Here is a 23,608-nt window from a genome sequence, read left to right as displayed (position 1 = left end):
GAAAGTGAGTATTCTAGGTTATTTACAAAAGGTTGGCCGCGCGCTTATGGTGCCGGTCGCCACGCTGCCTGCCGCAGCCATCCTGATGGGTGTCGGCTACTGGATCGACCCCAACGGCTGGGGTAATACCAGCGCGCTGGCGGCGTTCTTTATCAAGTCAGGTTCCGCCATTATCGACAACATGTCCGTGTTGTTCGCGATTGGTGTGGCTTACGGTATGTCCAAAGACAAAGACGGTGCCGCTGCGCTGACCGGTTTTGTCGGTTTCCTCGTGTTAACCACCCTCTGCTCGCCTGCAGCGGTGGCCATGATCCAAAAAATTCCGGCGGACCAGGTTCCGGCGGCGTTCGGTAAGATCAGCAACCAGTTTGTCGGCATCCTTGTGGGTATCATCTCCGCCGAACTGTATAACCGCTTCAGCAGCGTAGAGCTGCCGAAAGCGCTCTCCTTCTTTAGCGGTCGCCGCCTGGTTCCTATCCTGACCTCGTTTGTGATGATCGTTGTCGCGTTCATCATGATGTACGTCTGGCCGATGATCTTCGACGGCCTGGTGAACTTCGGTGAGCACATCCAGAAACTGGGTTCTGTCGGTGCGGGCGTGTACGCGTTCTTCAACCGTCTGCTGATCCCGGTCGGTCTGCACCACGCGCTGAACTCCGTATTCTGGTTCGACGTTGCCGGTATTAACGATATCCCTAACTTCCTGGGTGGCGCACAGTCCATCGAAGCAGGTAAAGCGGTTGTCGGTATCACCGGTCGTTACCAGGCGGGCTTCTTCCCGATCATGATGTTTGGTCTGCCGGGTGCTGCGCTGGCTATCTACCACTGCGCGCGTCCAGAGAACAAAGCGAAAGTGCTGGGTATCATGATGGCGGGGGCGTTCGCGGCCTTCTTCACCGGTATCACCGAGCCGCTGGAGTTCTCCTTCATGTTCGTGGCGCCGGTTCTGTATGTGATCCACGCCGTGCTGACCGGTATCTCCGTGTTCATCGCTGCCAGCATGCACTGGATTGCCGGTTTCGGCTTCAGCGCCGGTCTGGTGGATATGGTGCTGTCGTCCCGTAACCCGCTGGCGACCCACTGGTGGATGCTGATCCCGCAAGGTCTGGTGTTCTTCGCGATCTACTACATGGTGTTCCGTTTCACTATCACCAAATTCAACCTGATGACCCCGGGTCGTGAACTGGCCGTGGCCGGTAGCGAAGCGGATGGTCAGGATGTGAACGTGAGCGGTGCTCAGGATCAGGACGTTTCAGGCCTGGCGCGTCAGTACATCGCCGCTGTCGGGGGTTCTGACAACCTGACCGGTATCGACGCCTGTATCACTCGTCTGCGTCTGAACGTCAAAGACTCTTCCCTGGTGAACGAAGCGCTGGCTAAACGTCTTGGTGCTTCCGGTGTTATTCGCCTGAACAAAACCAGCGTGCAGATTATCGTTGGCTTCGTGGCAGAGAAAATTGCTAACGCCATGAAAACCACCGGTCCGGTAGCCGCAGCAGAAGCTTCTGCCGCCCCTGCCGCCGCGCCAGCGGCTGCAAAACCGCAGGCGGTACCTAACGCGAAAACGGTAGCCGCGCTGGTTTCACCGGTAACCGGTGAAGTCGTTGCGATTGAGCAGGTGCCTGATGAAGCCTTCGCCAGCAAAGCGGTGGGTGACGGTGTGGCGGTGAAACCAACGGAAAAAATCGTTGTGTCTCCGGCGGCCGGTATCATCGTGAAAATCTTCAACACCAACCACGCGTTCTGCCTCGAAACCGAAAATGGCGCGGAGATCGTTGTCCACATGGGTATCGATACCGTCGCGCTGAACGGCCAGGGCTTTACTCGCCTGGTGGAAGAGGGGGCAGAAGTAGTGGCAGGCCAGCCGATTCTGGAAATGGATCTGGACTTCCTGAACGCCAACGCGCGCTCCATGATAAGTCCGGTCGTTTGCAGCAACATCGACGACTTCAGTGGCCTGGTCATTCAGGCGAAAGGTCAGGTTGTTGCGGGGCAAACGCCGCTGTATGAGATTAAAGGCAAGTAATCGCTCCTGAGTAGAGTCATGCCTTAAGCGGCGGGGGATATCCTCCGCCGCTTTTTTTTGCAGCAAAAGCCCCCATTATTTTCTTCAGAGACGTTTTAAGGGTTGTCACTACGTCCGGCTTATAAGATCATATGCCGTTATACGTTGTTTACGCTTTGAGGAATCCACGATGAGTGAGGCAGAAGCCCGCCCGAGTAACTTTATTCGTCAGATCATCGATGAAGATCTGGCCAGTGGTAAGCACACCACAGTTCATACCCGCTTCCCGCCGGAGCCGAACGGCTACCTGCATATCGGGCATGCGAAGTCCATCTGCCTGAACTTTGGCATTGCGCAAGACTACCAGGGACAGTGCAACCTGCGTTTCGATGACACCAACCCAGTAAAAGAAGACATCGAATACGTTGAGTCCATCAAGAATGACGTGCAATGGCTGGGCTTCAACTGGTCTGGCGATATCTGCTACTCCTCTGACTATTTCGATCAGCTGTACGCCTACGCGGTTGAACTGATCAACAAGGGTCTGGCGTATGTTGACGAACTGTCTGCTGATGAAATCCGTGAATATCGCGGTACGCTGACCGCGCCGGGCAAAAACAGCCCGTTCCGCGATCGCAGCGTGGAAGAGAACCTGGCGCTGTTTGAAAAAATGCGTGCCGGCGGCTTCGAAGAAGGCAAAGCGTGCCTGCGTGCCAAAATCGACATGGCGTCTCCGTTCATCGTGATGCGCGATCCGGTGCTGTACCGCATCAAGTTTGCGGAACACCATCAGACCGGCAACAAGTGGTGCATCTACCCGATGTACGACTTTACCCACTGCATCAGCGATGCGCTGGAAGGCATTACGCACTCTCTGTGTACGCTGGAGTTCCAGGACAACCGTCGTCTGTACGACTGGGTTCTGGATAACATCACCATTCCTGTGCATCCGCGCCAGTACGAGTTCTCTCGTCTGAATCTGGAATACACCGTGATGTCCAAGCGTAAGCTGAACCTGCTGGTGACCGACAAGCACGTTGAGGGCTGGGATGACCCACGTATGCCAACCATCTCGGGTCTGCGTCGTCGTGGTTACACTGCCGCCTCTATTCGTGAGTTCTGCAAACGTATCGGCGTGACTAAGCAGGATAACACCATCGAAATGGCCTCCCTGGAATCCTGCATTCGCGAAGATCTCAACGAAAACGCTCCGCGCGCGATGGCGGTTATCGATCCGGTGAAACTGGTTATCGAAAATTATCCGCAGGGTGAAAGCGAGCTGGTCTCCATGCCTAACCATCCGAACAAACCGGAAATGGGAAGCCGTGACGTGCCGTTCAGCGGCGAGATCTGGATTGACCGCGCTGACTTCCGCGAAGAAGCCAACAAGCAGTACAAACGTCTGGTGCTGGGCAAAGAAGTGCGTCTGCGTAACGCCTACGTCATCAAAGCCGAGCGCGTAGAGAAAGATGCAGAAGGGAATATCACTACCATCTTCTGTTCATATGACGCTGAAACGCTGAGCAAAGATCCTGCAGACGGCCGCAAGGTGAAGGGCGTTATTCACTGGGTGAGCGCTTCTCACGCGCTGCCGGTAGAAATTCGCCTGTACGATCGCCTGTTCAGCGTGCCTAACCCTGGTGCTGCGGAAGACTTCCTGGCGACCATCAACCCGGAATCTCTGGTGATCAAGCAGGGTTATGCGGAGCCTTCTCTGAAAGCCGCTGAAGCGGGCAAAGCGTTCCAGTTCGAACGTGAAGGTTACTTCTGCCTGGACAGCCGTTACAGCACGGCGGAAAAACCGGTATTCAACCGTACCGTAGGCCTGCGTGATACCTGGACGAAGATCGGCGAATAATATTGCTGGTCTGGTCAATGAGAGACAAACGCCGCACCATGCGGCGTTTTTTTATTTAACGATCAGGGTATTAAGACAGGGCCTAAAAAGGTGTGATAAAAATATCAGGTCAATGAGGTGCTACTTATTTTTTTAAAAAAAGTTTGTGTCATTACGAAAAACAAAAAGGTGATAAAAAAGGAAAGATAATCCACGTCTAGCCACTGAAATACCTGATAATTCCCCGCCATTGCTCGCCTCTCTGCAAATGTTACAAATCACTACCAATTATGTGCACTTCGTCATAATCCTGACTTTTGCCCGCTAAAAAGCATTGATAATTCGCGTCGCGAAAAATAACCTAAAGACGGTAGTTAATTCGAGGGTATTTAAAACTACCCCTGACCATTTGGTCTTTTTTATTTACGCCGCTTCAGGCGTTTTAATTCGTCAAAGAGGAATAATCTATGCGTACGTTCAGTGGCAAACGTAGTGCGCTGGCGCTGGCTATTGCCGGTGTGACAGCAATGTCGGGCCTGGTGGTGACACCAGAGGCGAAAGCGGCAGGCTTCATCGACGATTCTACCCTCACGGGCGGTATTTATTACTGGCAGCGTGAACGTGACCGTAAAGACGTCACCGAAGACAAATACAAAACCAACCTTTCTCACTCCACCTGGAACGCCAACCTGGACTTCCAGTCAGGCTATGCCGCGGATATGTTCGGTCTGGATATTGCTGCGTTTACCGCGATTGAAATGGCGGAAAACGGTGACAGCGCCCACCCGAACGAAATTGCCTTCTCCTCCAGCAACAAAGCCTATAAAGAAGACTGGTCCGGGGATAAGAGCGGTATCAGCCTTTATAAAGCCGCTGCAAAATTTAAATACGGTCCGGTTTGGGCGCGCGGTGGTTATATTCAGCCAACCGGTCAGACTCTGTTAGCGCCGCACTGGAGCTTTATGCCGGGTACCTATCAGGGTGCGGAAGCCGGGGCGAATTTTGACTACGGTGACGCGGGGGCGTTGAGTTTCTCCTATATGTGGACCAACGAGTACAAAGCGCCGTGGCACATCGAAATGGACAAGTTCTACCAGAACGATAAAAAAACCAAAGTTGATTACCTGCACTCGCTGGGCGCGAAGTACGACTTCAAAAACGATCTGGTGCTTGAAGCGGCATTCGGTCAGGCACAAGGCTATGTCGATCAGTATTTTGCCAAGGCCAGCTATAAATTCGATGTCGCGGGTAGCCCGCTGAGCACCAGCTACCAGTTCTACGGTACGCGCGACAAGGTCAGCAACGGTGGCGTCAACGACATTTATGACGGCACCGCGTGGCTGCAGGCGTTAACCTTCGGCTACAAGGTCGGTCAGGTTGATTTACGTCTGGAAGGCACATGGGTGAAGGCGGAAGGGCAGCAGGGCTACTTCCTGCAGCGTATGACCCCGACCTACGCCTCCTCCAACGGTCGTCTTGATATCTGGTGGGATAACCGCTCTGACTTCAACGCCGACGGTGAGAAAGCGGTCTTCTTTGGCGCAATGTATGACCTGAAAAACTGGAATCTGCCGGGCTGGGCCGTGGGTGCCTCTTACGCTTACGCCTGGGACGCAAAACCTGCCGATATGGCAACACCGGACGCATACTACGATCCTAACTATCGCCTGAAAGAGTCTTCCTACAGCCTCGATGCTATCTATACCCTGCAGGATGGCCGCGCGAAAGGCACGATGTTCAAACTGCACTTCACTCAGTATGACAACCACTCCGATATCCCGAGCTATGCGGGCGGTTACGGCAACATCTTCCAGGATGAACGTGACGTGAAATTCATGGTTATTGCCCCATTCACCATCTTCTGATGAACGCACCGGCGGGCTGAGTCCCGCCGGTATGGAGACTGCACATGATGAAAAAAATCGTAATCGTCGCGTTGCTGGCATCAGGGCTGGTGGCGTGTGCTCAGAATCAGGCGCCGAAAGAGGACTCCCGTCTGAAGGAGGCGTATAGCGCCTGCATCAATACTGCGGAAGGATCGCCGGAGAAAATTCAAGCCTGTCAGAGCGTGCTGAACGTGCTGAAGAAAGAGAAAGCGCATGAGCAGTTCGCGACGCAGGAGAACGTCCGCGTGATGGATTACCAGGCCTGTATCCAGGCGCGTAAAACCGGTAACGATCAGGAAGTGGCGAAGCGTTGCGATAAGATCTGGAACGAGATACGCAATAACAATAAATAAGTGCTTTACGCCCGGTGGCGCTGCGCTTGCCGGGCCTACAAAGGTGTCATAGCCCGTAGGCCCGGTAAGCGCAGCGCCACCGGGCTTTTTCAGGCAAAAAAAAAAGCCAACCTTGCGGCTGGCTCAGAGTATGAATACTGATTATTTCGCGTCGTGCGCGTGGTCGTCTTCGCGGCAGTCGCCTTCAGCGCAGTGACCGTAAAGATACAGGCTGTGGTTCGTCAGGCGGATGCCATGACGCGCCGCGATTTCACGCTGGCGTGATTCAATGGAATCATCGCTGAATTCAATGACCTTGCCGCAATCGAGGCAGATCAGGTGATCGTGGTGCTGCTGCTGGGTCAGTTCGAAAACAGATTTACCGCCTTCGAAATTATGACGGGTAACAATGCCCGCGTCATCAAACTGGTTCAGCACGCGATAGACGGTAGCCAGCCCGATCTCTTCACCCATGTCGATAAGACGTTTATAGAGGTCTTCCGCACTGACATGGTGATTGTCTGGACCCTGAAGCACTTCAAGGATTTTTAACCGAGGAAGCGTAACTTTCAGGCCAGCCTTCTTTAATGCGGTATTGTTGTCAGTCATGCGGAATCTGTCCTGTTGCTAAACGATTCACTTCTGTGGGAAGTGACAGAAAATGCACCCGGGATAATGCGTCTCATTATAGAACTGCCATGGCTAAATGAAAACTGCAAGTCTCAGGCAAAATATGCTTATAAAAACGTGGTATCACCAACAAACTTGCTCAATGGAAAACCACGTTTTATCAGGGAGACATTGTACAGGTCTGGGCGAAAAAGTTAAAAGATTGTAGCGATTAATTTAATCGGTTTGACCTGGGGCATGGGCGCAACCGCAGTTGCGCCGCGATAAAATCAGGCGTTCAGAATATCATCCAGGTGCAGTTCTTCACGGATCTGCTTCACCCACTTCTCAACGCGCTCTGCGGTCAGCTCTGGCTGACGGTCTTCGTCGATGGCCAGACCCACGAAATGATCGTCATCGGCCAGGCCTTTAGACGCTTCGAAGTGGTAACCGGCGGTCGGCCAGTGACCTACGATAACCGCGCCGTTCGGCTCAATGATATCGCGGATGGTGCCCAGCGCGTCACAGAAGTATTCGGCGTAGTCTTCCTGATCGCCACAGCCAAACAGGGCGACCAGCTTACCGTTGAAGTCCACTTCTTCCAGCGTCGGGAAGAAATCATCCCAGTCGCACTGGGCTTCACCGTAGTACCAGGTTGGGATACCCAGCAGCAGAATGTCATAGCCTTCCAGATCTTCTTTGCTGCTCTTGGCGATGTCATGCACATCAGCAACGTCTTTACCGAGCTGTTTTTGAATGTTTTTTGCGATATTTTCAGTATTGCCGGTATCACTGCCAAAGAAAATGCCGATGATTGCCATGAGTAAAATAACCTCTTGAAACTTAATAGTATGGTGGCGCAATTTGGCCACGGATAAGGGCAATAATAGCAGAACTGGCAACCCTGCGGAAACAGCTATCGCGCAGGACTGCACTCTGTGCTACATGAAAAGGGTAATTAAGGGAATTTTCAGACTTATGCCTGGCCGCGCAACGTCTCAAGCTGGGCGATCAGCATCTCTTCAATGAGCTCGCTACGGCTGATATTTCGGGCCTCGGCCAGCTCATTAAGTGCATCGACCGCGTCGGCGTTGAGCTTCAGTTCGACACGCTTAAGCCCACGATTTTTATCGCGTTTAAGCTGGTTGCGTTTATTGATACGCAGCTGTTCATCGCGCGAAAGCGGATTCGTCTTGGGTCGTCCCGGGCGACGCTCATTCGCGAACAGATCTAGTGTCGTACGGTCCGTTTGTTCTTTGGCCATGATTCTGAGACTTCGGGGGAAACACGCCGCCCTGCTAATGCCCGGGCGATAAGCGCGCCATCATACATCACCAAAAACGGCACGCCAACGACTGGACGCCTGCAGCCTTCCAGTCGCTTTCTTTTTAATCAATTTGCAGTATCAGCGAGATAGCGGCGAATGGCGCGCAGCACAGCATCCGGTTTTTCCGCATGCACCCAGTGCCCTGCACCGGCAATCACGTGGGCGCGAGCCTGCGGGAATTGGGCCAGCAGCGTGTCGCGGTACGCGTCGGTAACGTAAGGCGAGTTGCCGCCACGAATAAACAGGGTAGGGTGGGGCCAGGCGGGCACGGTTTCCCAGCCGACGATGTTATTGTACTGGTCCCAGAGCACCGGCACGTTAAAACGCCATTGCCCGTCAACAAACGACTTCAGCAGGAACTGAACGACGCCTTCTTCATTAAGATGCTCACGCATGACGGCAGCCGCCTGTTGGCGCGTCGCGACACCCGCTTCTGTGACCGCATTAATGGCGGCAAAAATCTCGTCGTGACGGCGAACGTCATAATCCACGGGCGCGACGTCAATCACCACCAGGCCGCTAATACGGTCCGGGGCCAGTGCCGTCAGGGCCATCACCGCTTTGCCACCCATTGAATGCCCGATGAGGGTCACCTTTTGCAGGTCGTGGGCATCCAGCGTATCCAGCAGATCCTGCGCCATCGCCGCGTAGGTCATCTCGTCGGAACGCCCGGAAAGACCATGATTGCGCATATCGACCTGTAAAATATCGTGGTCGGTAACCAGATCGCGCGCCAGCACGCCCAGGTTATCCAGACTACCAAAAAGCCCGTGAACCAGTACGATGGGAGAATTATTGTTCGGCGATTGTGCAGTTTGCGCTCGGGTATTCAATTTCATGGCAAAGTTCTTTTTTTACGTATGTCAGGTTAGGGTATCATGTTGACCATTCTGCCGCCCGGCTGCAAGGTTCCAGTTTAATCTGACTTTTGCTGCCAACCTGGTTTGACGCTATCCGCTGTTGGGATTTGACCTTATAATCCCAATGACTTGTATTCAGATAAGATATCGCACTGGATTAAGATGAAAACAATCGAAGTTGATGACGAACTCTATCAGTATATTGCCAGCCAGACGCGGCATATCGGGGAGAGCGCGTCCGACATTTTACGGCGCATGCTTAAAATTTCCGCCGCTTCACAGCCTGCTACCCCAGTCACCAAAGATGTCGTGTCTCAGCCGAGCGTTGTTGCACAAGCAAAACCTGCCGTGACGCCGGCAAAAGATAAAGTGCGCGCGATGCGCGAGCTGCTGCTCTCCGATGAATACGCGGAGCAGAAAAAGGCCGTTAACCGCTTTATGCTGGTGCTGTCTACACTTTACTCACTGGATAACAAAGCGTTTGCTGAAGCGACCGAGTCGCTTCACGGCCGTACTCGCGTCTATTTCGCGGGCGACGAGCAGACGCTGCTGCAAAATGGCAATCAAACCAAACCCAAACATGTTCCTGGCACCCCATACTGGGTGATCACCAATACCAATACGGGCCGCAAGTGCAGCATGATTGAACACATCATGCAGTCCATGCAGTTCCCGGCGGAATTGATTGAAAAGGTTTGCGGTACAATTTAACCCTTGCATCAGAAGGACCCGGTAATGGCAAATCACAGCCGTGCAGGCCAACCTGCACAACAAAGCGATTTGATTAACGTCGCTCAGCTGACCGCGCAGTATTATGTGCTGAAACCGGTCGTGGGCAACGCAGAACACGCAGTGAAGTTTGGTACATCTGGTCACCGCGGCAGCGCGGCGCGCCACAGCTTTAACGAACCGCACATTCTGGCCATTGCTCAGGCCATTGCGGAAGAGCGCGCTAAAAACGGCGTTACCGGTCCGTGCTACGTGGGGAAAGATACCCATGCCTTGTCTGAACCGGCGTTCATCTCTGTTATGGAAGTGCTGGCGGCAAACGGCGTCGATGTGATTGTTCAGGAGAACAATGGCTTCACCCCAACCCCTGCGGTCTCTAACGCCATCCTGGTGCACAACAAAAAAGGTGGCGCGCTGGCGGACGGTATCGTTATCACGCCATCCCACAACCCGCCGGAAGACGGTGGTATCAAATACAACCCGCCTAACGGCGGCCCGGCTGACACTAACGTCACCAAAGTGGTGGAAGATCGTGCGAACGCGCTGCTGGCTGACGGTCTGAAAGGCGTGAAGCGCATTTCTCTGGATGCTGCCATGGCGTCCGGTCACGTGAAAGAGCAGGATCTGGTTCAGCCGTTCGTGGAAGGGCTGGCGGATATCGTCGATATGGCGGCCATCCAGAAAGCCGGGCTGAAGCTGGGCGTGGATCCGCTGGGCGGCTCCGGTATCGAATACTGGAAACGTATCGCCGAGCATTACAAGCTGGATCTGACCATCGTGAACGATCACGTCGATCAGACCTTCCGCTTTATGCACCTGGACAAAGACGGCGCGATCCGTATGGACTGCTCCTCCGAGTGCGCGATGGCGGGCCTGCTGGCGCTGCGTGATAAATTCGATCTGGCGTTTGCTAACGACCCGGATTATGACCGTCACGGTATCGTCACCCCTGCCGGGCTGATGAACCCGAACCACTATCTGGCTGTTGCAATTAATTATCTGTTCCAGCACCGCCCGCAGTGGGGCAAAGAGGTGGCCGTCGGTAAAACGCTGGTTTCCTCCGCGATGATCGACCGCGTGGTCGAGGCACTGGGCCGCAAGCTGGTGGAAGTGCCGGTCGGCTTCAAATGGTTCGTTGACGGTCTGCACGACGGCAGCTTCGGCTTCGGCGGTGAAGAGAGCGCGGGCGCATCTTTCCTGCGTTTCGACGGCACGCCATGGTCAACCGATAAAGACGGCATCATCATGTGCCTGCTGGCGGCTGAAATCACCGCTGTCACCGGTAAGAACCCGCAGGAACACTACAACGACCTGGCGGCACGCTTTGGTGCACCAAGCTATAACCGTATTCAGGCTGGCGCGACGTCAGCCCAGAAAGCGGCCCTGTCCAAACTCTCTCCTGAGATGGTCAGCGCAAGCACCCTGGCGGGCGATCCGATCACTGCTCGTCTGACGGCGGCACCGGGCAACGGCGCATCCATTGGTGGTCTGAAAGTGATGACCGAGAATGGCTGGTTCGCCGCGCGTCCGTCCGGTACGGAAGATGCGTACAAAATCTATTGCGAAAGCTTCCTCGGCGCTGAGCACCGTCAGCAGATTGAGAAAGAAGCGGTAGAGATTGTCAGCGAAGTGCTGAAAAACGCGTAAGTGCGGTATGGGTGCGGGCTGATGCCCTCACCCCGGCCCTCTCCCATAGGGAGAGGGAGAAAACACTAAAAACGGCAACCCATGGGTTGCCGTTTTGCTTTGACCTCGAAGGCCCGGTAAGCGCTAGAGCCACCGGGCTTTTTTTAACTATGCTTATTCTTCAATTCAAACCGTGGTGACACCAGACCGTACAGCGTCCAGCCCATAAAGGTCACCATTGCCCCGTAGAGCATCGCTTCCTGGCCGGATGAGTAGAGCGCATAGAAGCTGTAGATTGCCCCAATCAGCGCCACGATATTGGCCGCACGCGCTTTGCGGGGATCCACCTTCGCCACCTTCTGGATGATCACCAGCGCTGCCATCGACAGAATATACGGAATGATGTTCGTCACCACCGCCAGGTTGACCAGCACGTTGAACTGGCTGTTCAGCGACGGGCTAATAGTCATCAGCGACAATCCACTCTGGAAGATGACAATCGCCAGCATGCCCTGCACCGGCGCATCCGCTTTGGTCACGCGGGAGAAGATTTTTGGGAAGTAACCTTCATCAGCCGAGGATTTAAACACCTGTGCGATGGTGAACTGCCAGCCGAGGAGTGAACCGCAGCAGGACATCACCATCAGCCCCATAATCACCTTCCCGACTTCCGGGGTGAACATCTGCGCGAAGGCCAGCCCAAACGGCGCCGTAGAGTTTGCCAGATCCATGTTTGGCACAATCCCGGCAATCACGTTAGTCGAGACGATATAGATCACCGCCGCGCCCAGCGTGCCGCCGAGGACCGCAATCGGCACGTTCTTTTCAGGATTCTCTACCACTTCCGCGTTCGCGCAGGCGGATTCCAGACCCAGGAAGGCCCAGAGCGTCATGGCGATAGAAGAGCCGACCGCGGTAAAGAACGGCACATGGTGCGGGTTCCAGGAGTTGGCGTAGAGCGTCGGGCTAAACCAGAACCAGCCGATGATGCACAGGCCGACAACCGGGATAATCACGCCCCAGACGGTGATGCTGGATAGCTGTCCGGTGATACGCGCGCCGCCAAAGTTAGCCACGGTACAGATCCACAGCACGCCGATGGTCGCCAGCCCAATTTGCACAGGACTGAGCGTTGCGCCAAACAGCTCCGTACCGTAGCCCACGGCGGAGATGGCAATCGCCACGTTGGCGATCAGCAGCGACACGCCGTAGGTGTAGTTGGCCATAAAGTTGCCCGACTTGCCAAAGGCGTATTCGGCATAGCCGCCCATGCCGCCTGACTTACGGCTGAACATCCCGCACTTGGCGAACGCCCACGCCAGCGCCATTGAACCGACTGCCGTCACCAGCCAGGAGATGATAGAGATGGTGCCCACCTCTGCCAGTTTGGTGGGCAGCATGATAATCCCGGAGCCCATCATGTTCACCATGGTGAGGATGGTCAGCTGCATCACGCCCATCTTATTGGACTTACTCATAATTTCTCTCCTTTCAGCAGCGCGGGCTGAGCGGCGGGTTGTTTGATGACGTTACAGCGAACCTGTTTGCGACCCTCACACTCCTCGACGTACACACCCTGCAGCTCCGGCGCGAAGCCCGGCAGAAGGTTGATGCCTTCTTCCAGCGCGGCAAAGTAGCGCAGCACGGAACCGCCCCAGACTTCCCCTGGAACCACGCACAATACCCCCGGTGGATAAGGGAGCGCACCTTCGGCGGCGATGCGGCCTTCCGCGTCGCGCAGGGAGACCAGTTCAACTTCACCGCGCAGATAGGCGTAGTTCGCGTCCTGCGGGTTCATCATCACGCGCGGGAAGTGAGACTTGCGGAACATCTCTTTCTGCAGCTGTTTCACGTTGTGGCGGGCGTACAGGTCATGCATCTCCTGGCAGATCTGGCGCAGGGTGTAATCCGCGTAACGTTCCGGATGCTGTTTAAAGAGAGAAGGCAGGACGTCTTTCAGCGGAACATCGCTCTCGAGCAGTTTTTCGAAGCGCACCAGCTGCGCCACCAGCTGCTGCAGTTTGCCCATATCTTCCGCAGGCGTGAGCAGGAACAGGATCGAGTTGAGATCGCATTTTTCCGGCACGATGCCGTTTTCACGCAGGAAGTTGGCAAGGATAGTGGCGGGCACGCCGAAGTCGTCATACTCCCCGGTGCGGGCGTTGATGCCCGGTGTGGTCAGCAGGAGCTTGCACGGGTCGATAAAATACTGATGCTCAGCGTAGCCTTCAAAAGCGTGCCAGTTTTCACCCGGTACGAAGTGGAAGAAGCGCAGATCGGTCGCAATTTCCGCCGTGTCCCAGCTTTCCCACGGGCGGCCATCCACCGTTTCCGGCACGAAGGGGCGCAGATACCGGCAGTTCTCCAGGATCAGCTTGCGCGCTTCGATACCGTTCACCACGCAATCCATCCACATGTTGCGGCCGCTCTGGCCTTCATGCATACGGGCGTTAATGTCCAGCGCAGCGAACAGCGGATAAAACGGGCTGGTGGAGGCGTGCATCATAAAGGCATTGTTCAGCCGCTTGTGCGGGACATAGCGCTGTTGCCCTTTGATATGGCTGTCTTTCTTATGAATTTGCGAGGTCTGCGAGAAGCCGGCCTGCTGTTTATGCACGGACTGGGTGACCAGGATCCCCGGATCGTTTTCGTTCAGCTCCAGCAGTAGCGGAGAGCAGTCGGCCATCATCGGAATAAACTGCTCGTAACCCACCCAGGCGGAGTCAAACAGGATGTAATCACACAGATGCCCAATCTTATCCACCACCTGACGGGCGTTATAGATGGTGCCATCGTAGGTACCCAGTTGGATCACCGCCAGACGGAACGGACGCGCATCGCGTGCACGGCCCGGCGCCACCTCTGCCACCAGCTCGCGCAGATAACTTTCTTCAAAACAGTGGGCGTCAATGCCGCCAATAAAACCGTACGGGTTGCGCGCGGTTTCCAGATAGACCGGCGTTGCGCCAGCCTGGAGGAGGGCACCGTGATGGTTAGATTTGTGGTTGTTACGGTCAAACAGCACCAGGTCGCCCGGGGTGAGCAGGGCGTTAAGCACCACTTTGTTGGATGACGAGGTGCCATTCAGCACGAAGTAGGTCTTATCGGCATTAAAGACCTTTGCCGCATGCTGCTGGGCGATGCACGGCGCGCCTTCGTGGATCAGCAGATCGCCCATCGCCACGTCGGCGTTACACAGGTCGGAGCGGAAAAGCGTCTCACCAAAGAAATCGACAAACTGATTACCGGCAGGATGACGGCGGAAGAACTGGCCACCCTGATGCCCCGGGCAGTCAAACGCGCTGTTGCCCTGTTTCACATAGTCGACAAGGGCGCGGAAAAACGGCGGGCGCAGCTGGGTTTCATACTTCTGGGCTGCCGCTTCCAGCTGGCGTCCATAAAAGTCGTTGCTGGTGTCTGAATACTCAAATACGCCGTGAATGCGCGATAAATAGTCTGCCGGAATGAATTCCTCTTTGTGCGTCGCGACAAAAACAGGAATGCCAAAACCGGTGGCTTCTATTTCGTCCAGGATACCGCTGGCAATATCCGTGACCGCCAGAACAATGGCGGCAACATCAATATAATCAGAGGCACGGACATCTACCAGTTCACGCTGGGTAGTAAAGCAATCCGGACATGCACGACTGGCTGCGATTTTTAAACTTTTCATCTTTCTCTCTTTATTTTAGGTAATAAGCGTCCCTCGATTTCCTGCAAGAAAGAAATCGATAATTTACCGGAAAAAAAGCAAAGGGTGGCCGCTGATTAAAATCAGTGAATTGCTTTTTTGATGATTGAAATTCAGTCCGCCCGGTGCGGATGAGTCTGAATTAAAATGAATGAGCGCACGAGTTCACAGGCAATCGCCTGTAAAATAAGGTGTTTCAGGATAACCTGTAAGCGGGTGCGCCAGAAGTCGAAGGACTACCGGGCATTAAAGAGATGAAAGTCAAAGCAGTTTCGGTGGGCAAACATCATGATATGTGTTGTCCGCCTTATATGGGGCATTAAGCGATTGTTGTTTTCCATGTTTCATTTTCCTTTCAGTAATTGAAAGCATGGTCATTTTATCCAGGAAAAGGCGATTAACCGTGAGGTAGATCACCGTTAACCGATCAAATCAGAAATAAATATTCGTTTTAGATGAATATCGCAGATCAAAATTCTGATTTGTTGGTGTTACGTTAACAGGTTGTGTTATCAATGTTTTAAATGAACAAGAATAACCCGTAAAAATAATGCATGGGTTATTTATGAAATATTTTCTGAGGTATTTTGATTTTATTTAAAAATAAAATGAATAGTTATTCAAAGCATAAACCGATAACCGATACCGGTTTCAGTTAATAAATGGCGAGGGCGAGCGGGGTCAACTTCGAGTTTCTGACGAAGATGTCCCATATATATGCGTAAATAATGACTATGTTCCACCGCGTTGGGCCCCCACACCTGACTTAGCAGCTGGCGTTGGGTGAGAACCTTGCCGTGGTTGTTGAGCAGAACGGCGAGCAGGCGAAATTCTATTGGCGTCAGATGGATTTCTTCTTCACCGCGCACAATACGCCGCGCGGCCAGGTCAACCCGGATATCCCCAAACGTGTAGGTTGGGTCAGCAGGCGTGGTTGCGCTGTGGCGACGCAGCGCCACGCGAAGGCGAGCCTGTAACTCGCCGATACCAAAAGGTTTAATCAGATAGTCATCCGCCCCGGCATCCAGCGCCGCGATTTTATCCGTCTCTTCCGTACGCGCGGAGAGCACGAGGATCGGCATCTGGCTCCACTGGCGGACTTCACGAATAAAATCGATGCCGTCGCCGTCCGGGAGTCCAAGATCGAGGATCACCAGGTCCGGCTTGCGGGTGGCGGCTTCAATTAAACCCCGCTGAAGCGTACCCGCATCATGAACGCGCAGACCGTCCCCTTCCAGCGCAGCGCGCAGAAAACGGCTAATGGCGATCTCATCTTCAACAATCAGAACGTTGATCACAAATCCTCTGGTAATTCATTAAGTTCTGGCGGGGTTTCAAGAGGAAGTGTAACACAAAACCGCGCGCCGCCTTCGGGACGATTCTCTGCAGAGATGGACCCGCCGTGGACGTCAATGATTGCCTGGCAAATCGCCAGCCCCAGCCCCACGCCCGGAATGGCCGACTCCTTATTGCCGCGTGCGAATTTTTCGAAAATAGCCAACTCCTGCCCGGCGGGAATGCCGGGTCCGGTATCCCAGACGTCAAGGTGAAGCGTGCCGTCGTCCACCGTCGCATCCACGCCAATTTGCGCGCTGGCGCCAGCATATTTGCCGGCATTTTCCAGCAGGTTGATCAGCACCCGTTCAAACAGCGGACCATCAACGTGAATTAAGGTCAGGGGCTCGGGCATGTTCAGCGCAATATGCCGCCCGCCCAGGCCGGGTTCGAGCATTTTCAGGGCGCTGCCCACCACCTCTTCAAGCGTGAGCCACTCTTTTTTGAGGTTAAAACCGCCTGACTGGATACGCGCCATATCGAGCAGGTTATTCACCAGACGCGTGGTATTCAGCACATGCTGGCGGATCTCGCTGGCCTGAAGCGCGTGTTTAGAGCCTTCCGCCGCCAGGTCCAGCGTCAGGATTTCTGACTGACCAAACAGGACGGTGAGCGGGGTTCGCAGATCGTGAGAGAGCGCCGCCAGCAGCGAGTTACGAATGCTTTCACGCTCGCTCGCCAGCCGGGCCTGTTCTTCGCTGGCGGTGAGGGCCAGCCGCTCCAGCGCGCTGGCAACCAGCAGCGTAAAGGTCTCCAGCAGCCGCTGCTGTTCGGGGATCATCAGCTGGCGCAGGTTTGAGGGCTCAACAATCACCAGCCCCTGATTTTTATCGGCGCTGCGCAGCGGCAGAATTTGATAGGGCACGCCGGGCAGGGTGTCGGTCCCTGCGCCCGCAGGTAACCCTTTGTCAAAGCTCCAGCGCGCGATGGCTTCGTCCCAGGGCGTCATGCCTGAGGCCGACGTCAGCGGGCGCAGCTTGCCGTGTTCGTCCGGGAGCAAAATCAGGTTGCTGGCATGAAACGTCGAACGAATAAACTGCTCGCTGGTCTGCACGATATCCAGCGGCGTGCGTCCCACCGCCAGCGATTTCGACATCTCATAGAGATGGCGCGTGCGCTGCTCGCGATAGCGGGCAATACGCGCCTGGTAGCGCACGCCCGCCGTCAGATTCCCGATCACCAGCCCGACGGTGAGCATCACCGCGAAGGTAAGAATGTACTGTACGTCCGACACCGCGAGCGTCCCTCGCGGAGCAATAAAGAACAGATCGAAGCTGATGACGTTGATCACCGTCGCCAGTACCGACGGCCAGCGCCCGTAAAAGAGCGCCACCACCACTACGCCAAGCAGGTAGATCATCACCAGGTTGGCGGCATCAAACGCGATCAGCCACTGGCTGGCAATCACGGTAATCAGGGCGCAGAGCACGACGGCGACAAGACAGCCCCGCAGCTGAATGCGCCATTTATCGCTGAAGGCACGGCTGTCCGGCGCGCGGCTGGGTAACGGCGTGGGCTTATCATCCAGCGCCACGATCACCAGGTCCAGATCCGGTGCGCGGCGGGCCAGCTTGTCGGCAAACGATTCGCGGCTAAACCAGCGGCGATGCTGGCGACGGCCAATCACGATTTTCCCCAGATTGTGCTCACGGGCGTAGCGCAAAATAGCTTTATCTTCCTGAGGGTCGGAAAGGGTGGCGGTTTCGGCACCCAGCTCCTGCGCCAGGCGAAGCGAACTCAATATCGCGCGGCGCTGGTTCTCGGGCAGCGCGTGCAGCTGCGGCGTTTCGACATACACCGCATGCCAGACGCTGCCAAATTTGGCCGCCAGGCGCGCGGCGGTGCGGACAAGCTTTTCATTGCCGCTGCCGTGCCCTACGCACAGCAGGATGGCATCTCGCGTATGCCAGACGCGCTCCTGGCCCTGCAGATCGCGCCAGGCACGCATCTGATCGTCGACGCGATCGGCAGTACGACGCAGGGCCAGCTCGCGCAGGGCAATCAGGTTGCCTTTACGGAAGAAATGCTCGATGGCGCGCTCGGCCTGGCCGGCGATATAGACTTTGCCTTCATGCAGGCGCTGGCGTAAATCGTCGGGGGGCAGGTCGACCAGCACCACTTCATCGGCAGAATCAAAGAAGGGGTCGGGCACCGTCTCGCGCACCTGAATCCCGGTCACGCCGCTGACCACGTCGTTCAGGCTCTCCAGATGCTGAACGTTAACCGTCGTGAATACATCTATACCGGCTTCAAGTAGTTCTTCTACATCCTGCCAGCGTTTTGGATGGCGTGAGCCTGGCGCATTGCTGTGCGCCAGTTCGTCCATCAGGATAAGGGCGGGACGGCGGGCGAGGGCGGCATCGAGATCGAATTCGGTGACTAGCCGACCGCGGTGGCTGATACGGCGGGGCGGCTGGGTGGCCAGCCCCTTCAGCAGCGATGCGGTCTCTTTGCGTCCGTGGGTTTCTACCACGCCTATCAATATATCGAGCCCCTGCGCCCGAAGCCGCTGGGCTTCCGTCAGCATGGCGAAGGTTTTCCCGACGCCTGCGCAGGCGCCAAAGAAAATTTTCAGTTTGCCGCGATGGGCTTCGGCCGTCTGTTCAAGCAGCCTGTCCGGATCCGGGCGCATGGGCTCGTCGGTCATTTAGTTTTTCCTTAGCGCGTCCAGCGCCAGATTCAGCTCAACAATATTCACCACGGGCATGCCGATAAAGCTGACCAGCGGCTTTTGCGTGTGCTCTGCAACCAGCTGGCTAACCTGCTCGACGGTCAGCTGACGGGCCGCGGCGACGCGCGGGATTTGCCATGCCGCGGCTGCCGGCGTCAGGCTGTAGTCCAGCCCACTGGCCGAGGCGGTCACCAGCTCTACGGGCACCTCACGGCTGGCCTGCGGATTAGCGGCGCGCAGGGCTGCCACGCGCTCAGCAACGGCTTTGTCCAGCTCGGGGTTGCTGCCCGCCAGGTTACTGCCGCCGGATGCCATCGGATTATACGGGCTTTCGGCAGTGGCGGAAGGGCGTCCCTGGAAGTAACGGGCATCCGTAAAGTTCTGACCAATCAGGCGCGAACCGCGGTTTTCACCGTTTTGCATAATCAGCGAGCCGTTGGCCCGATCCTTAAACCACCACTGGCCCAGCGCGGTGGTCACCAGCGGGTACAGCCCGCCGGTAATGAGAGACAGCAGAATAAACAGAAGTATAGCGGGGCGTAACATCGTCATTTGATTCACCTTTTAAACCAGGCCGAACAGCGTCAACAGCAGGTCGATCACCTTGATACCGATGAAGGGCACCACCAGCCCGCCCAGCCCGTAAATCCACAGGTTGCGGCGCAGCATGGCGGCGGCCGTGAGCGGCTTATAGCTCACGCCCTTCAGCGCGAGCGGGATCAGGAAGACAATAATCAGAGCGTTAAAGATGACTGCGCTCAGGATGGCCGATGCCGGAGAGTGCAGGTGCATCACGTTCAACGCGTTTAATTGCGGGTAGGTCGCAGCAAACGCCGCCGGAATGATGGCAAAATATTTCGCCACGTCGTTGGCGATACTGAACGTGGTCAGCGACCCGCGCGTCATCAGCATCTGCTTGCCGATGTGCACCACTTCAATCAGCTTGGTCGGGTTAGAGTCGAGGTCGACCATGTTGCCCGCCTCTTTTGCCGCCTGGGTACCAGAGTTCATCGCCACCGCCACGTCGGCCTGCGCCAGGGCTGGGGCGTCGTTGGTACCGTCGCCGGTCATCGCCACCAGACGGCCTTCCGCCTGATACTGACGAATCAGCGCCAGTTTCGCTTCCGGTGTGGCTTCGGAAAGAAAATCATCCACGCCCGCTTCGGCGGCAATCGCCGCGGCGGTAAGACGGTTATCCCCGGTGATCATCACCGTTTTGATCCCCATTTTACGCAGCTGGGCAAAGCGCTCCTTGATACCGCCTTTGACGATATCCTTCAGGGCAATCACCCCCAGCACGTGTGCGCCCTCGGCCACCACCAGCGGCGTCGCCCCCTGACGGGCCACGCTTTCGACCAGGCTGTCCACTTCCGGCGGGAAATGGCCATTGTTGGCCTCAATGTGGCGACGGATGGCATCAACAGAGCCTTTACGGATCATGCGATCCTGAATGTTAATGCCGCTCATGCGGGTTTGCGCCGTGAAGGGCACGAAAGTGGCGTGCAGGCTCTGAACGTCGCGCTGGCGCAGGTTAAAGCGCTGCTTGGCGAGGATCACGATACTGCGGCCTTCCGGGGTTTCATCGGCAAGCGAAGAGAGCTGTGCGGCATCCGCCAGCGTTTTTTCATCCACGCCCGGGGCGGGCAGGAAATCTGACGCCTGGCGATTACCGAGGGTAATAGTCCCGGTTTTATCCAGCAGTAAGACGTCCACGTCACCGGCGGCTTCCACCGCCCGCCCGCTGGTGGCGATGACGTTGGCACCGAGCATACGGCTCATGCCGGCTACGCCGATGGCTGACAGCAGGCCACCAATGGTGGTGGGGATCAGGCAGACCAGCAGCGCCACCAGCACCGTGATGGTGACCGCGGTGCCGCCATAGGCTGAGAACGGCCACAGCGTCGCGGTTGCCAGCAGGAAGACGATGGTCAGGGCCACCAGCAGGATGGTCAGGGCAATCTCGTTCGGCGTTTTACGACGCTGCGCGCCTTCCACCATGGCGATCATCCGGTCGAGGAAGGTTTCCCCCGGGTTAACGCTACACTGGATCACCAGCCAGTCGGAGAGAATGCGCGTCCCGCCCGTCACGGAGGCGAAATCGCCGCCGGATTCGCGGATAACCGGCGCGGATTCCCCGGTAATGGCGCTTTCGTCCACCGAGGCGCCCCCTTCGATGACTTCACCGTCGCAAGGGATAATGTCCCCGGCTTCCACCAGCACCACATCGCCTTTGCGCAGTTCATCCGCCGGAACGTGGTCCATCTGCGCGCCGTATTTCGGTTCACGTAGCTTGCGCGCGAAGGCGGTTTTCTTCACCCCTTTCAAGCTGTTGGCCTGGGCTTTACTCCGGCCTTCCGCCAGCGCTTCCGCAAAGTTGGCGAACAGCACGGTAAACCACAGCCACAGGCTGATGGCGCCGGTAAACATCGCATTTCCCGGCATGTGGCCCGTACCCATGGCAATCGCCAGGGCGGTGGTCAGCACGCTTCCCGCCCAGACAATAAACATCACCGGGTTGTGCCACTGCACGCGCGGACTCAGCTTTTTCACCGCATCCATGAGCGCCTGGCGAACTAATGACGGTTCGAACAGGGCCAGTTGTTTACGACTCATGACAATTTCTCCGCAAAATCAGCGTAAAGAGAGGTATTCCGCGACCGGGCCTAACGCGAGGGCGGGGATAAAGGTCAGGGCGCCGACCAGTAAAACGGTACCCGTCAGCAGGCCGATAAACAGCGCGCCGTGGGTCGGCAATGTCCCGGTGGTGGTCGGTTGGATTTTTTTATTCACCAGCGATCCGGCAATCGCCAACACCGGCACAATGATCCCAAAGCGACCCACAAACATGCAGAACGCCAGCAGGCAGTTCCAGAACGGTGAGTTGGCGCTTAACCCCGCAAAGGCGCTGCCGTTGTTGTTGGCGGCAGAAGAGACGGCATACAGCACTTCACTAAAACCGTGAATGCCGGGGTTAAAGATGCCGCTGCGTCCGGCCTCGGTCATCAGCGCCAGCGCGGTGCCGAGCAGCACAAGCGCCGGGGTGACCAGAATCGCCAGCGCGGTTAATTTCATCTCGCGAACGTCGATTTTTTTACCGAGGTATTCCGGGGTGCGGCCAATCATCAAACCGGCAATAAACACCGCCAGCAGCACGAACAGCAGCATGCCGTACAGACCCGAACCTACGCCGCCAAAGACGACTTCGCCAATCTGCATCAGCCACATCGGGATCATGCCACCCAGCGCCGTAAAGGAATCGTGCATGGCGTTGACTGCCCCGCACGAGGCCGCCGTGGTGACCACCGCATACAGGCTGCTGGCGAGAATGCCAAAGCGGCTCTCTTTACCTTCCATGTTGATATTGCTGTTGGCCCCCAGCTGCATGAAATGGCTGTTGCCGCTCCATTCAGCCCACATCACCAGCGCCACGCAGACCACAAAGATCAGAGACATGGTCCAGAGCAAGGTGCGGCCCTGACGGCGATCGTTAACCACATCACCAAAGGCAAAGCAGAGCGCGGCGGGGATCAGGAAAATCGCCAGCATCTGCACATAATTTGTCAATGCGGTAGGGTTTTCAAATGGATGCGACGAGTTGGCGTTGAAGAAGCCACCTCCGTTCGTCCCGAGCATTTTGATGGCTTCCTGTGACGCTACAGGCCCCATCGGCAGGAGCTGTTTTGCACCTTCCAGCGAGGTATAGGACGCGTAAGGCATCAGGTTTTGCAGGGTGCCCTGCTGGATGAAGAACAGCGCGATCAGCAGCGCAATTGGCAGCAGGATCCACAGCGTAATGCGGGTCAGGTCCACCCACGCGTTACCCAGGGTATTGATTTTCTGACGCGCAAACGCACGCGTCAGCGCGAAGATTACCGCGATACCGCTGGCGGCCGAGAGGAAGTTTTGCACGGTTAACCCGACCATCTGGCTGAAATAGCTCAGCGTGGTTTCACCGGCGTAGGACTGCCAGTTGGTGTTAGTGACAAAGCTCACCGCCGTGTTCAGCGCAAGATGCCAGGACAGGCCCGGTAACTGTTGCGGATTCAGCGGCAGGATGCCCTGCAACATCAGCATGGCAAAAAGCGCAATGAGCCCAACGATATTCAGCAGCAGAATGGCGATCAGATACTGACGCCAGCTCATCTCCCGATCGTCTATTCCCAGTACGCGCCAGATCCCTTTTTCAACGCTTCCCGTGCCGGGCAAAGGGACGTTGTTGATTAATCGTGCCAGTCCCGATCCCAGTGGCCTTGCCAGAATGAACAGTACCACTAAGAAGCTGGCAATAAGCAGAAACGCCTGAGCAGCCATCAGAAGGCCTCCGCATTTATCAGGGCATAGACCAGATAACCCAATAACAGGAACACCAGCACGATGCCGGCAATAAGACCTGCACTCACAATCCACCTCCGGGTGACTTTCGTTGTTGTACTAACGGTAGGATTTCCGGCGCAAAGATTTCGCAAAAATGGGGAGGGCGGGTGTAAAAAAAGTATAAAAATGGCAAAGCCCACAATTTAACTATTGATAAGTAAATCGTTAACTTTTTTGTAACTTAATTACGGAGAGAATGTAAATATTCACTAAATGGGCAAAAATAAGTGGTCGGATGAGTAGTAAAATTACAAACAAAGCGATATTATTTTAGCCAGGTCACAGATTTTGAATTTTCCGGATGACGTTTCCGGCCAACTATAGGG

Annotated in this window: 19 protein-coding genes; 6 read left to right on the top strand and 13 right to left on the bottom strand. The window is 55.8% G+C overall.

Annotation, left to right across the window (positions count from 1 at the left end):
- Window positions 1–4 precede the first annotated feature (4 nt).
- The 4 genes from nagE to chiQ all read left to right on the top strand — a co-directional run bounded on the left by nagE (window position 5) and on the right by chiQ (window position 6,081).
- Complete coding sequence (gene nagE / locus ADJ24_RS03575; RefSeq protein ID WP_032668102.1) at window positions 5–2,026, top strand: N-acetylglucosamine-specific PTS transporter subunit IIBC; 2,022 nt, start codon at window positions 5–7, stop codon at window positions 2,024–2,026.
- A gap of 169 nt (window positions 2,027–2,195) precedes the next feature.
- A complete protein-coding gene (gene glnS, locus ADJ24_RS03570; RefSeq protein WP_023310767.1) occupies window positions 2,196–3,863 on the top strand; it encodes a glutamine--tRNA ligase in 1,668 nt (555 codons plus the stop codon).
- A gap of 446 nt (window positions 3,864–4,309) precedes the next feature.
- A complete protein-coding gene (gene chiP, locus ADJ24_RS03565) occupies window positions 4,310–5,707 on the top strand; it encodes a chitoporin ChiP (protein WP_023310769.1) in 1,398 nt (465 codons plus the stop codon).
- Window positions 5,708–5,754: 47 nt separating this feature from the next.
- Window positions 5,755–6,081 (top strand): ChiQ/YbfN family lipoprotein, encoded by a 327-nt coding sequence (chiQ, locus tag ADJ24_RS03560; RefSeq protein WP_032668313.1) that lies wholly within the window; start codon window positions 5,755–5,757, stop codon window positions 6,079–6,081.
- A gap of 141 nt (window positions 6,082–6,222) precedes the next feature.
- Here the strand turns inward: chiQ and fur are convergent, their stop codons facing one another.
- From fur to ybfF, 4 genes are all read right to left on the bottom strand, one after another.
- Window positions 6,223–6,669 (bottom strand): ferric iron uptake transcriptional regulator, encoded by a 447-nt coding sequence (gene fur / locus ADJ24_RS03555; RefSeq protein WP_023310771.1) that lies wholly within the window; start codon window positions 6,667–6,669, stop codon window positions 6,223–6,225.
- A gap of 290 nt (window positions 6,670–6,959) precedes the next feature.
- Complete coding sequence (gene fldA / locus ADJ24_RS03550; protein WP_008501067.1) at window positions 6,960–7,490, bottom strand: flavodoxin FldA; 531 nt, start codon at window positions 7,488–7,490, stop codon at window positions 6,960–6,962.
- A gap of 155 nt (window positions 7,491–7,645) precedes the next feature.
- Window positions 7,646–7,933, bottom strand: a complete 288-nt coding sequence (ybfE, locus tag ADJ24_RS03545; RefSeq protein ID WP_023310772.1) for a LexA regulated protein — start codon at window positions 7,931–7,933, stop codon at window positions 7,646–7,648.
- A 128-nt stretch (window positions 7,934–8,061) separates the two neighbouring features.
- Window positions 8,062–8,835 carry an esterase gene (ybfF, locus tag ADJ24_RS03540; RefSeq protein ID WP_023310773.1) on the bottom strand — a complete coding sequence of 258 codons (774 nt, stop codon included), beginning with the start codon at window positions 8,833–8,835 and terminating at the stop codon, window positions 8,062–8,064.
- Window positions 8,836–9,018: 183 nt separating this feature from the next.
- Between ybfF and seqA the strand changes: the two genes are divergently transcribed.
- Both seqA and pgm read left to right on the top strand, forming a co-directional pair.
- Entirely contained in the window at window positions 9,019–9,567 is a 549-nt protein-coding gene (gene seqA, locus ADJ24_RS24910; RefSeq protein WP_008501070.1) for a replication initiation negative regulator SeqA, read from the top strand.
- 24 nt (window positions 9,568–9,591) lie between these two features.
- Window positions 9,592–11,232 carry a phosphoglucomutase (alpha-D-glucose-1,6-bisphosphate-dependent) gene (gene pgm / locus ADJ24_RS03530; protein ID WP_023310774.1) on the top strand — a complete coding sequence of 547 codons (1,641 nt, stop codon included), beginning with the start codon at window positions 9,592–9,594 and terminating at the stop codon, window positions 11,230–11,232.
- Window positions 11,233–11,375: 143 nt separating this feature from the next.
- Here the strand turns inward: pgm and potE are convergent, their stop codons facing one another.
- The 9 genes from potE to kdpF form a co-directional block, all read right to left on the bottom strand.
- The gene (gene potE, locus ADJ24_RS03525) at window positions 11,376–12,689 is read right to left on the bottom strand and encodes a putrescine-ornithine antiporter (RefSeq protein WP_023310775.1); all 1,314 of its coding nucleotides are present in this window, start codon (window positions 12,687–12,689) and stop codon (window positions 11,376–11,378) included.
- On the bottom strand, window positions 12,686–14,884 hold the full coding sequence (speF, locus tag ADJ24_RS03520; protein WP_023310776.1) for an ornithine decarboxylase SpeF: 2,199 nt from the start codon (window positions 14,882–14,884) through the stop codon (window positions 12,686–12,688). Before speF ends, potE begins: the two co-directional genes overlap by 4 nt.
- Before the next feature lie 254 nt (window positions 14,885–15,138).
- On the bottom strand, window positions 15,139–15,243 hold the full coding sequence (gene speFL / locus ADJ24_RS23845) for a leader peptide SpeFL (protein ID WP_003858645.1): 105 nt from the start codon (window positions 15,241–15,243) through the stop codon (window positions 15,139–15,141).
- A gap of 279 nt (window positions 15,244–15,522) precedes the next feature.
- Window positions 15,523–16,200 (bottom strand): two-component system response regulator KdpE, encoded by a 678-nt coding sequence (gene kdpE / locus ADJ24_RS03515; RefSeq protein ID WP_008501074.1) that lies wholly within the window; start codon window positions 16,198–16,200, stop codon window positions 15,523–15,525.
- On the bottom strand, window positions 16,197–18,884 hold the full coding sequence (gene kdpD / locus ADJ24_RS03510; protein WP_023310777.1) for a two-component system sensor histidine kinase KdpD: 2,688 nt from the start codon (window positions 18,882–18,884) through the stop codon (window positions 16,197–16,199). Before kdpD ends, kdpE begins: the two co-directional genes overlap by 4 nt.
- Window positions 18,885–19,460, bottom strand: coding sequence for a potassium-transporting ATPase subunit KdpC (gene kdpC / locus ADJ24_RS03505; RefSeq protein WP_023310778.1), 576 nt, complete (start codon window positions 19,458–19,460; stop codon window positions 18,885–18,887). It abuts the gene before it with no gap.
- Window positions 19,461–19,472: 12 nt separating this feature from the next.
- A complete protein-coding gene (kdpB, locus tag ADJ24_RS03500; protein WP_023310779.1) occupies window positions 19,473–21,521 on the bottom strand; it encodes a potassium-transporting ATPase subunit KdpB in 2,049 nt (682 codons plus the stop codon).
- 18 nt (window positions 21,522–21,539) lie between these two features.
- Window positions 21,540–23,219, bottom strand: a complete 1,680-nt coding sequence (kdpA, locus tag ADJ24_RS03495; RefSeq protein WP_023310780.1) for a potassium-transporting ATPase subunit KdpA — start codon at window positions 23,217–23,219, stop codon at window positions 21,540–21,542.
- Window positions 23,219–23,308 carry a K(+)-transporting ATPase subunit F gene (gene kdpF, locus ADJ24_RS24770; protein WP_014069365.1) on the bottom strand — a complete coding sequence of 30 codons (90 nt, stop codon included), beginning with the start codon at window positions 23,306–23,308 and terminating at the stop codon, window positions 23,219–23,221. The genes kdpA and kdpF overlap by 1 nt, the downstream gene beginning before the upstream one ends.
- Between the last annotated feature and the right edge of the window lie 300 nt (window positions 23,309–23,608).

It is taken from the genome of Enterobacter sp. 940_PEND (genome assembly GCF_001059415.1).
GTDB lineage: Bacteria > Pseudomonadota > Gammaproteobacteria > Enterobacterales > Enterobacteriaceae > Enterobacter > Enterobacter cloacae_M.
The sequence above is the reverse complement of the archived record's forward strand: the minus strand, read 5'-3'. Positions and strand labels throughout refer to the sequence as shown.

What these genes read in the sequence shown, in the direction of transcription:
- glnS (WP_023310767.1), top strand. Translation starts at nt 2,196, where the DNA reads ATGAGTGAGGCAGAAGCCCGCCCGAGTAACTTTATTCGTCAGATCATC.
- chiP (WP_023310769.1), top strand. Translation starts at nt 4,310, where the DNA reads ATGCGTACGTTCAGTGGCAAACGTAGTGCGCTGGCGCTGGCTATTGCC.
- chiQ (WP_032668313.1), top strand. Translation starts at nt 5,755, where the DNA reads ATGAAAAAAATCGTAATCGTCGCGTTGCTGGCATCAGGGCTGGTGGCG.
- fur (WP_023310771.1), bottom strand. Translation starts at nt 6,669, where the DNA reads ATGACTGACAACAATACCGCATTAAAGAAGGCTGGCCTGAAAGTTACG.
- fldA (WP_008501067.1), bottom strand. Translation starts at nt 7,490, where the DNA reads ATGGCAATCATCGGCATTTTCTTTGGCAGTGATACCGGCAATACTGAA.
- ybfE (WP_023310772.1), bottom strand. Translation starts at nt 7,933, where the DNA reads ATGGCCAAAGAACAAACGGACCGTACGACACTAGATCTGTTCGCGAAT.
- ybfF (WP_023310773.1), bottom strand. Translation starts at nt 8,835, where the DNA reads ATGAAATTGAATACCCGAGCGCAAACTGCACAATCGCCGAACAATAAT.
- seqA (WP_008501070.1), top strand. Translation starts at nt 9,019, where the DNA reads ATGAAAACAATCGAAGTTGATGACGAACTCTATCAGTATATTGCCAGC.
- pgm (WP_023310774.1), top strand. Translation starts at nt 9,592, where the DNA reads ATGGCAAATCACAGCCGTGCAGGCCAACCTGCACAACAAAGCGATTTG.
- potE (WP_023310775.1), bottom strand. Translation starts at nt 12,689, where the DNA reads ATGAGTAAGTCCAATAAGATGGGCGTGATGCAGCTGACCATCCTCACC.
- speF (WP_023310776.1), bottom strand. Translation starts at nt 14,884, where the DNA reads ATGAAAAGTTTAAAAATCGCAGCCAGTCGTGCATGTCCGGATTGCTTT.
- speFL (WP_003858645.1), bottom strand. Translation starts at nt 15,243, where the DNA reads ATGGAAAACAACAATCGCTTAATGCCCCATATAAGGCGGACAACACAT.
- kdpD (WP_023310777.1), bottom strand. Translation starts at nt 18,884, where the DNA reads ATGACCGACGAGCCCATGCGCCCGGATCCGGACAGGCTGCTTGAACAG.
- kdpC (WP_023310778.1), bottom strand. Translation starts at nt 19,460, where the DNA reads ATGACGATGTTACGCCCCGCTATACTTCTGTTTATTCTGCTGTCTCTC.
- kdpB (WP_023310779.1), bottom strand. Translation starts at nt 21,521, where the DNA reads ATGAGTCGTAAACAACTGGCCCTGTTCGAACCGTCATTAGTTCGCCAG.
- kdpA (WP_023310780.1), bottom strand. Translation starts at nt 23,219, where the DNA reads ATGGCTGCTCAGGCGTTTCTGCTTATTGCCAGCTTCTTAGTGGTACTG.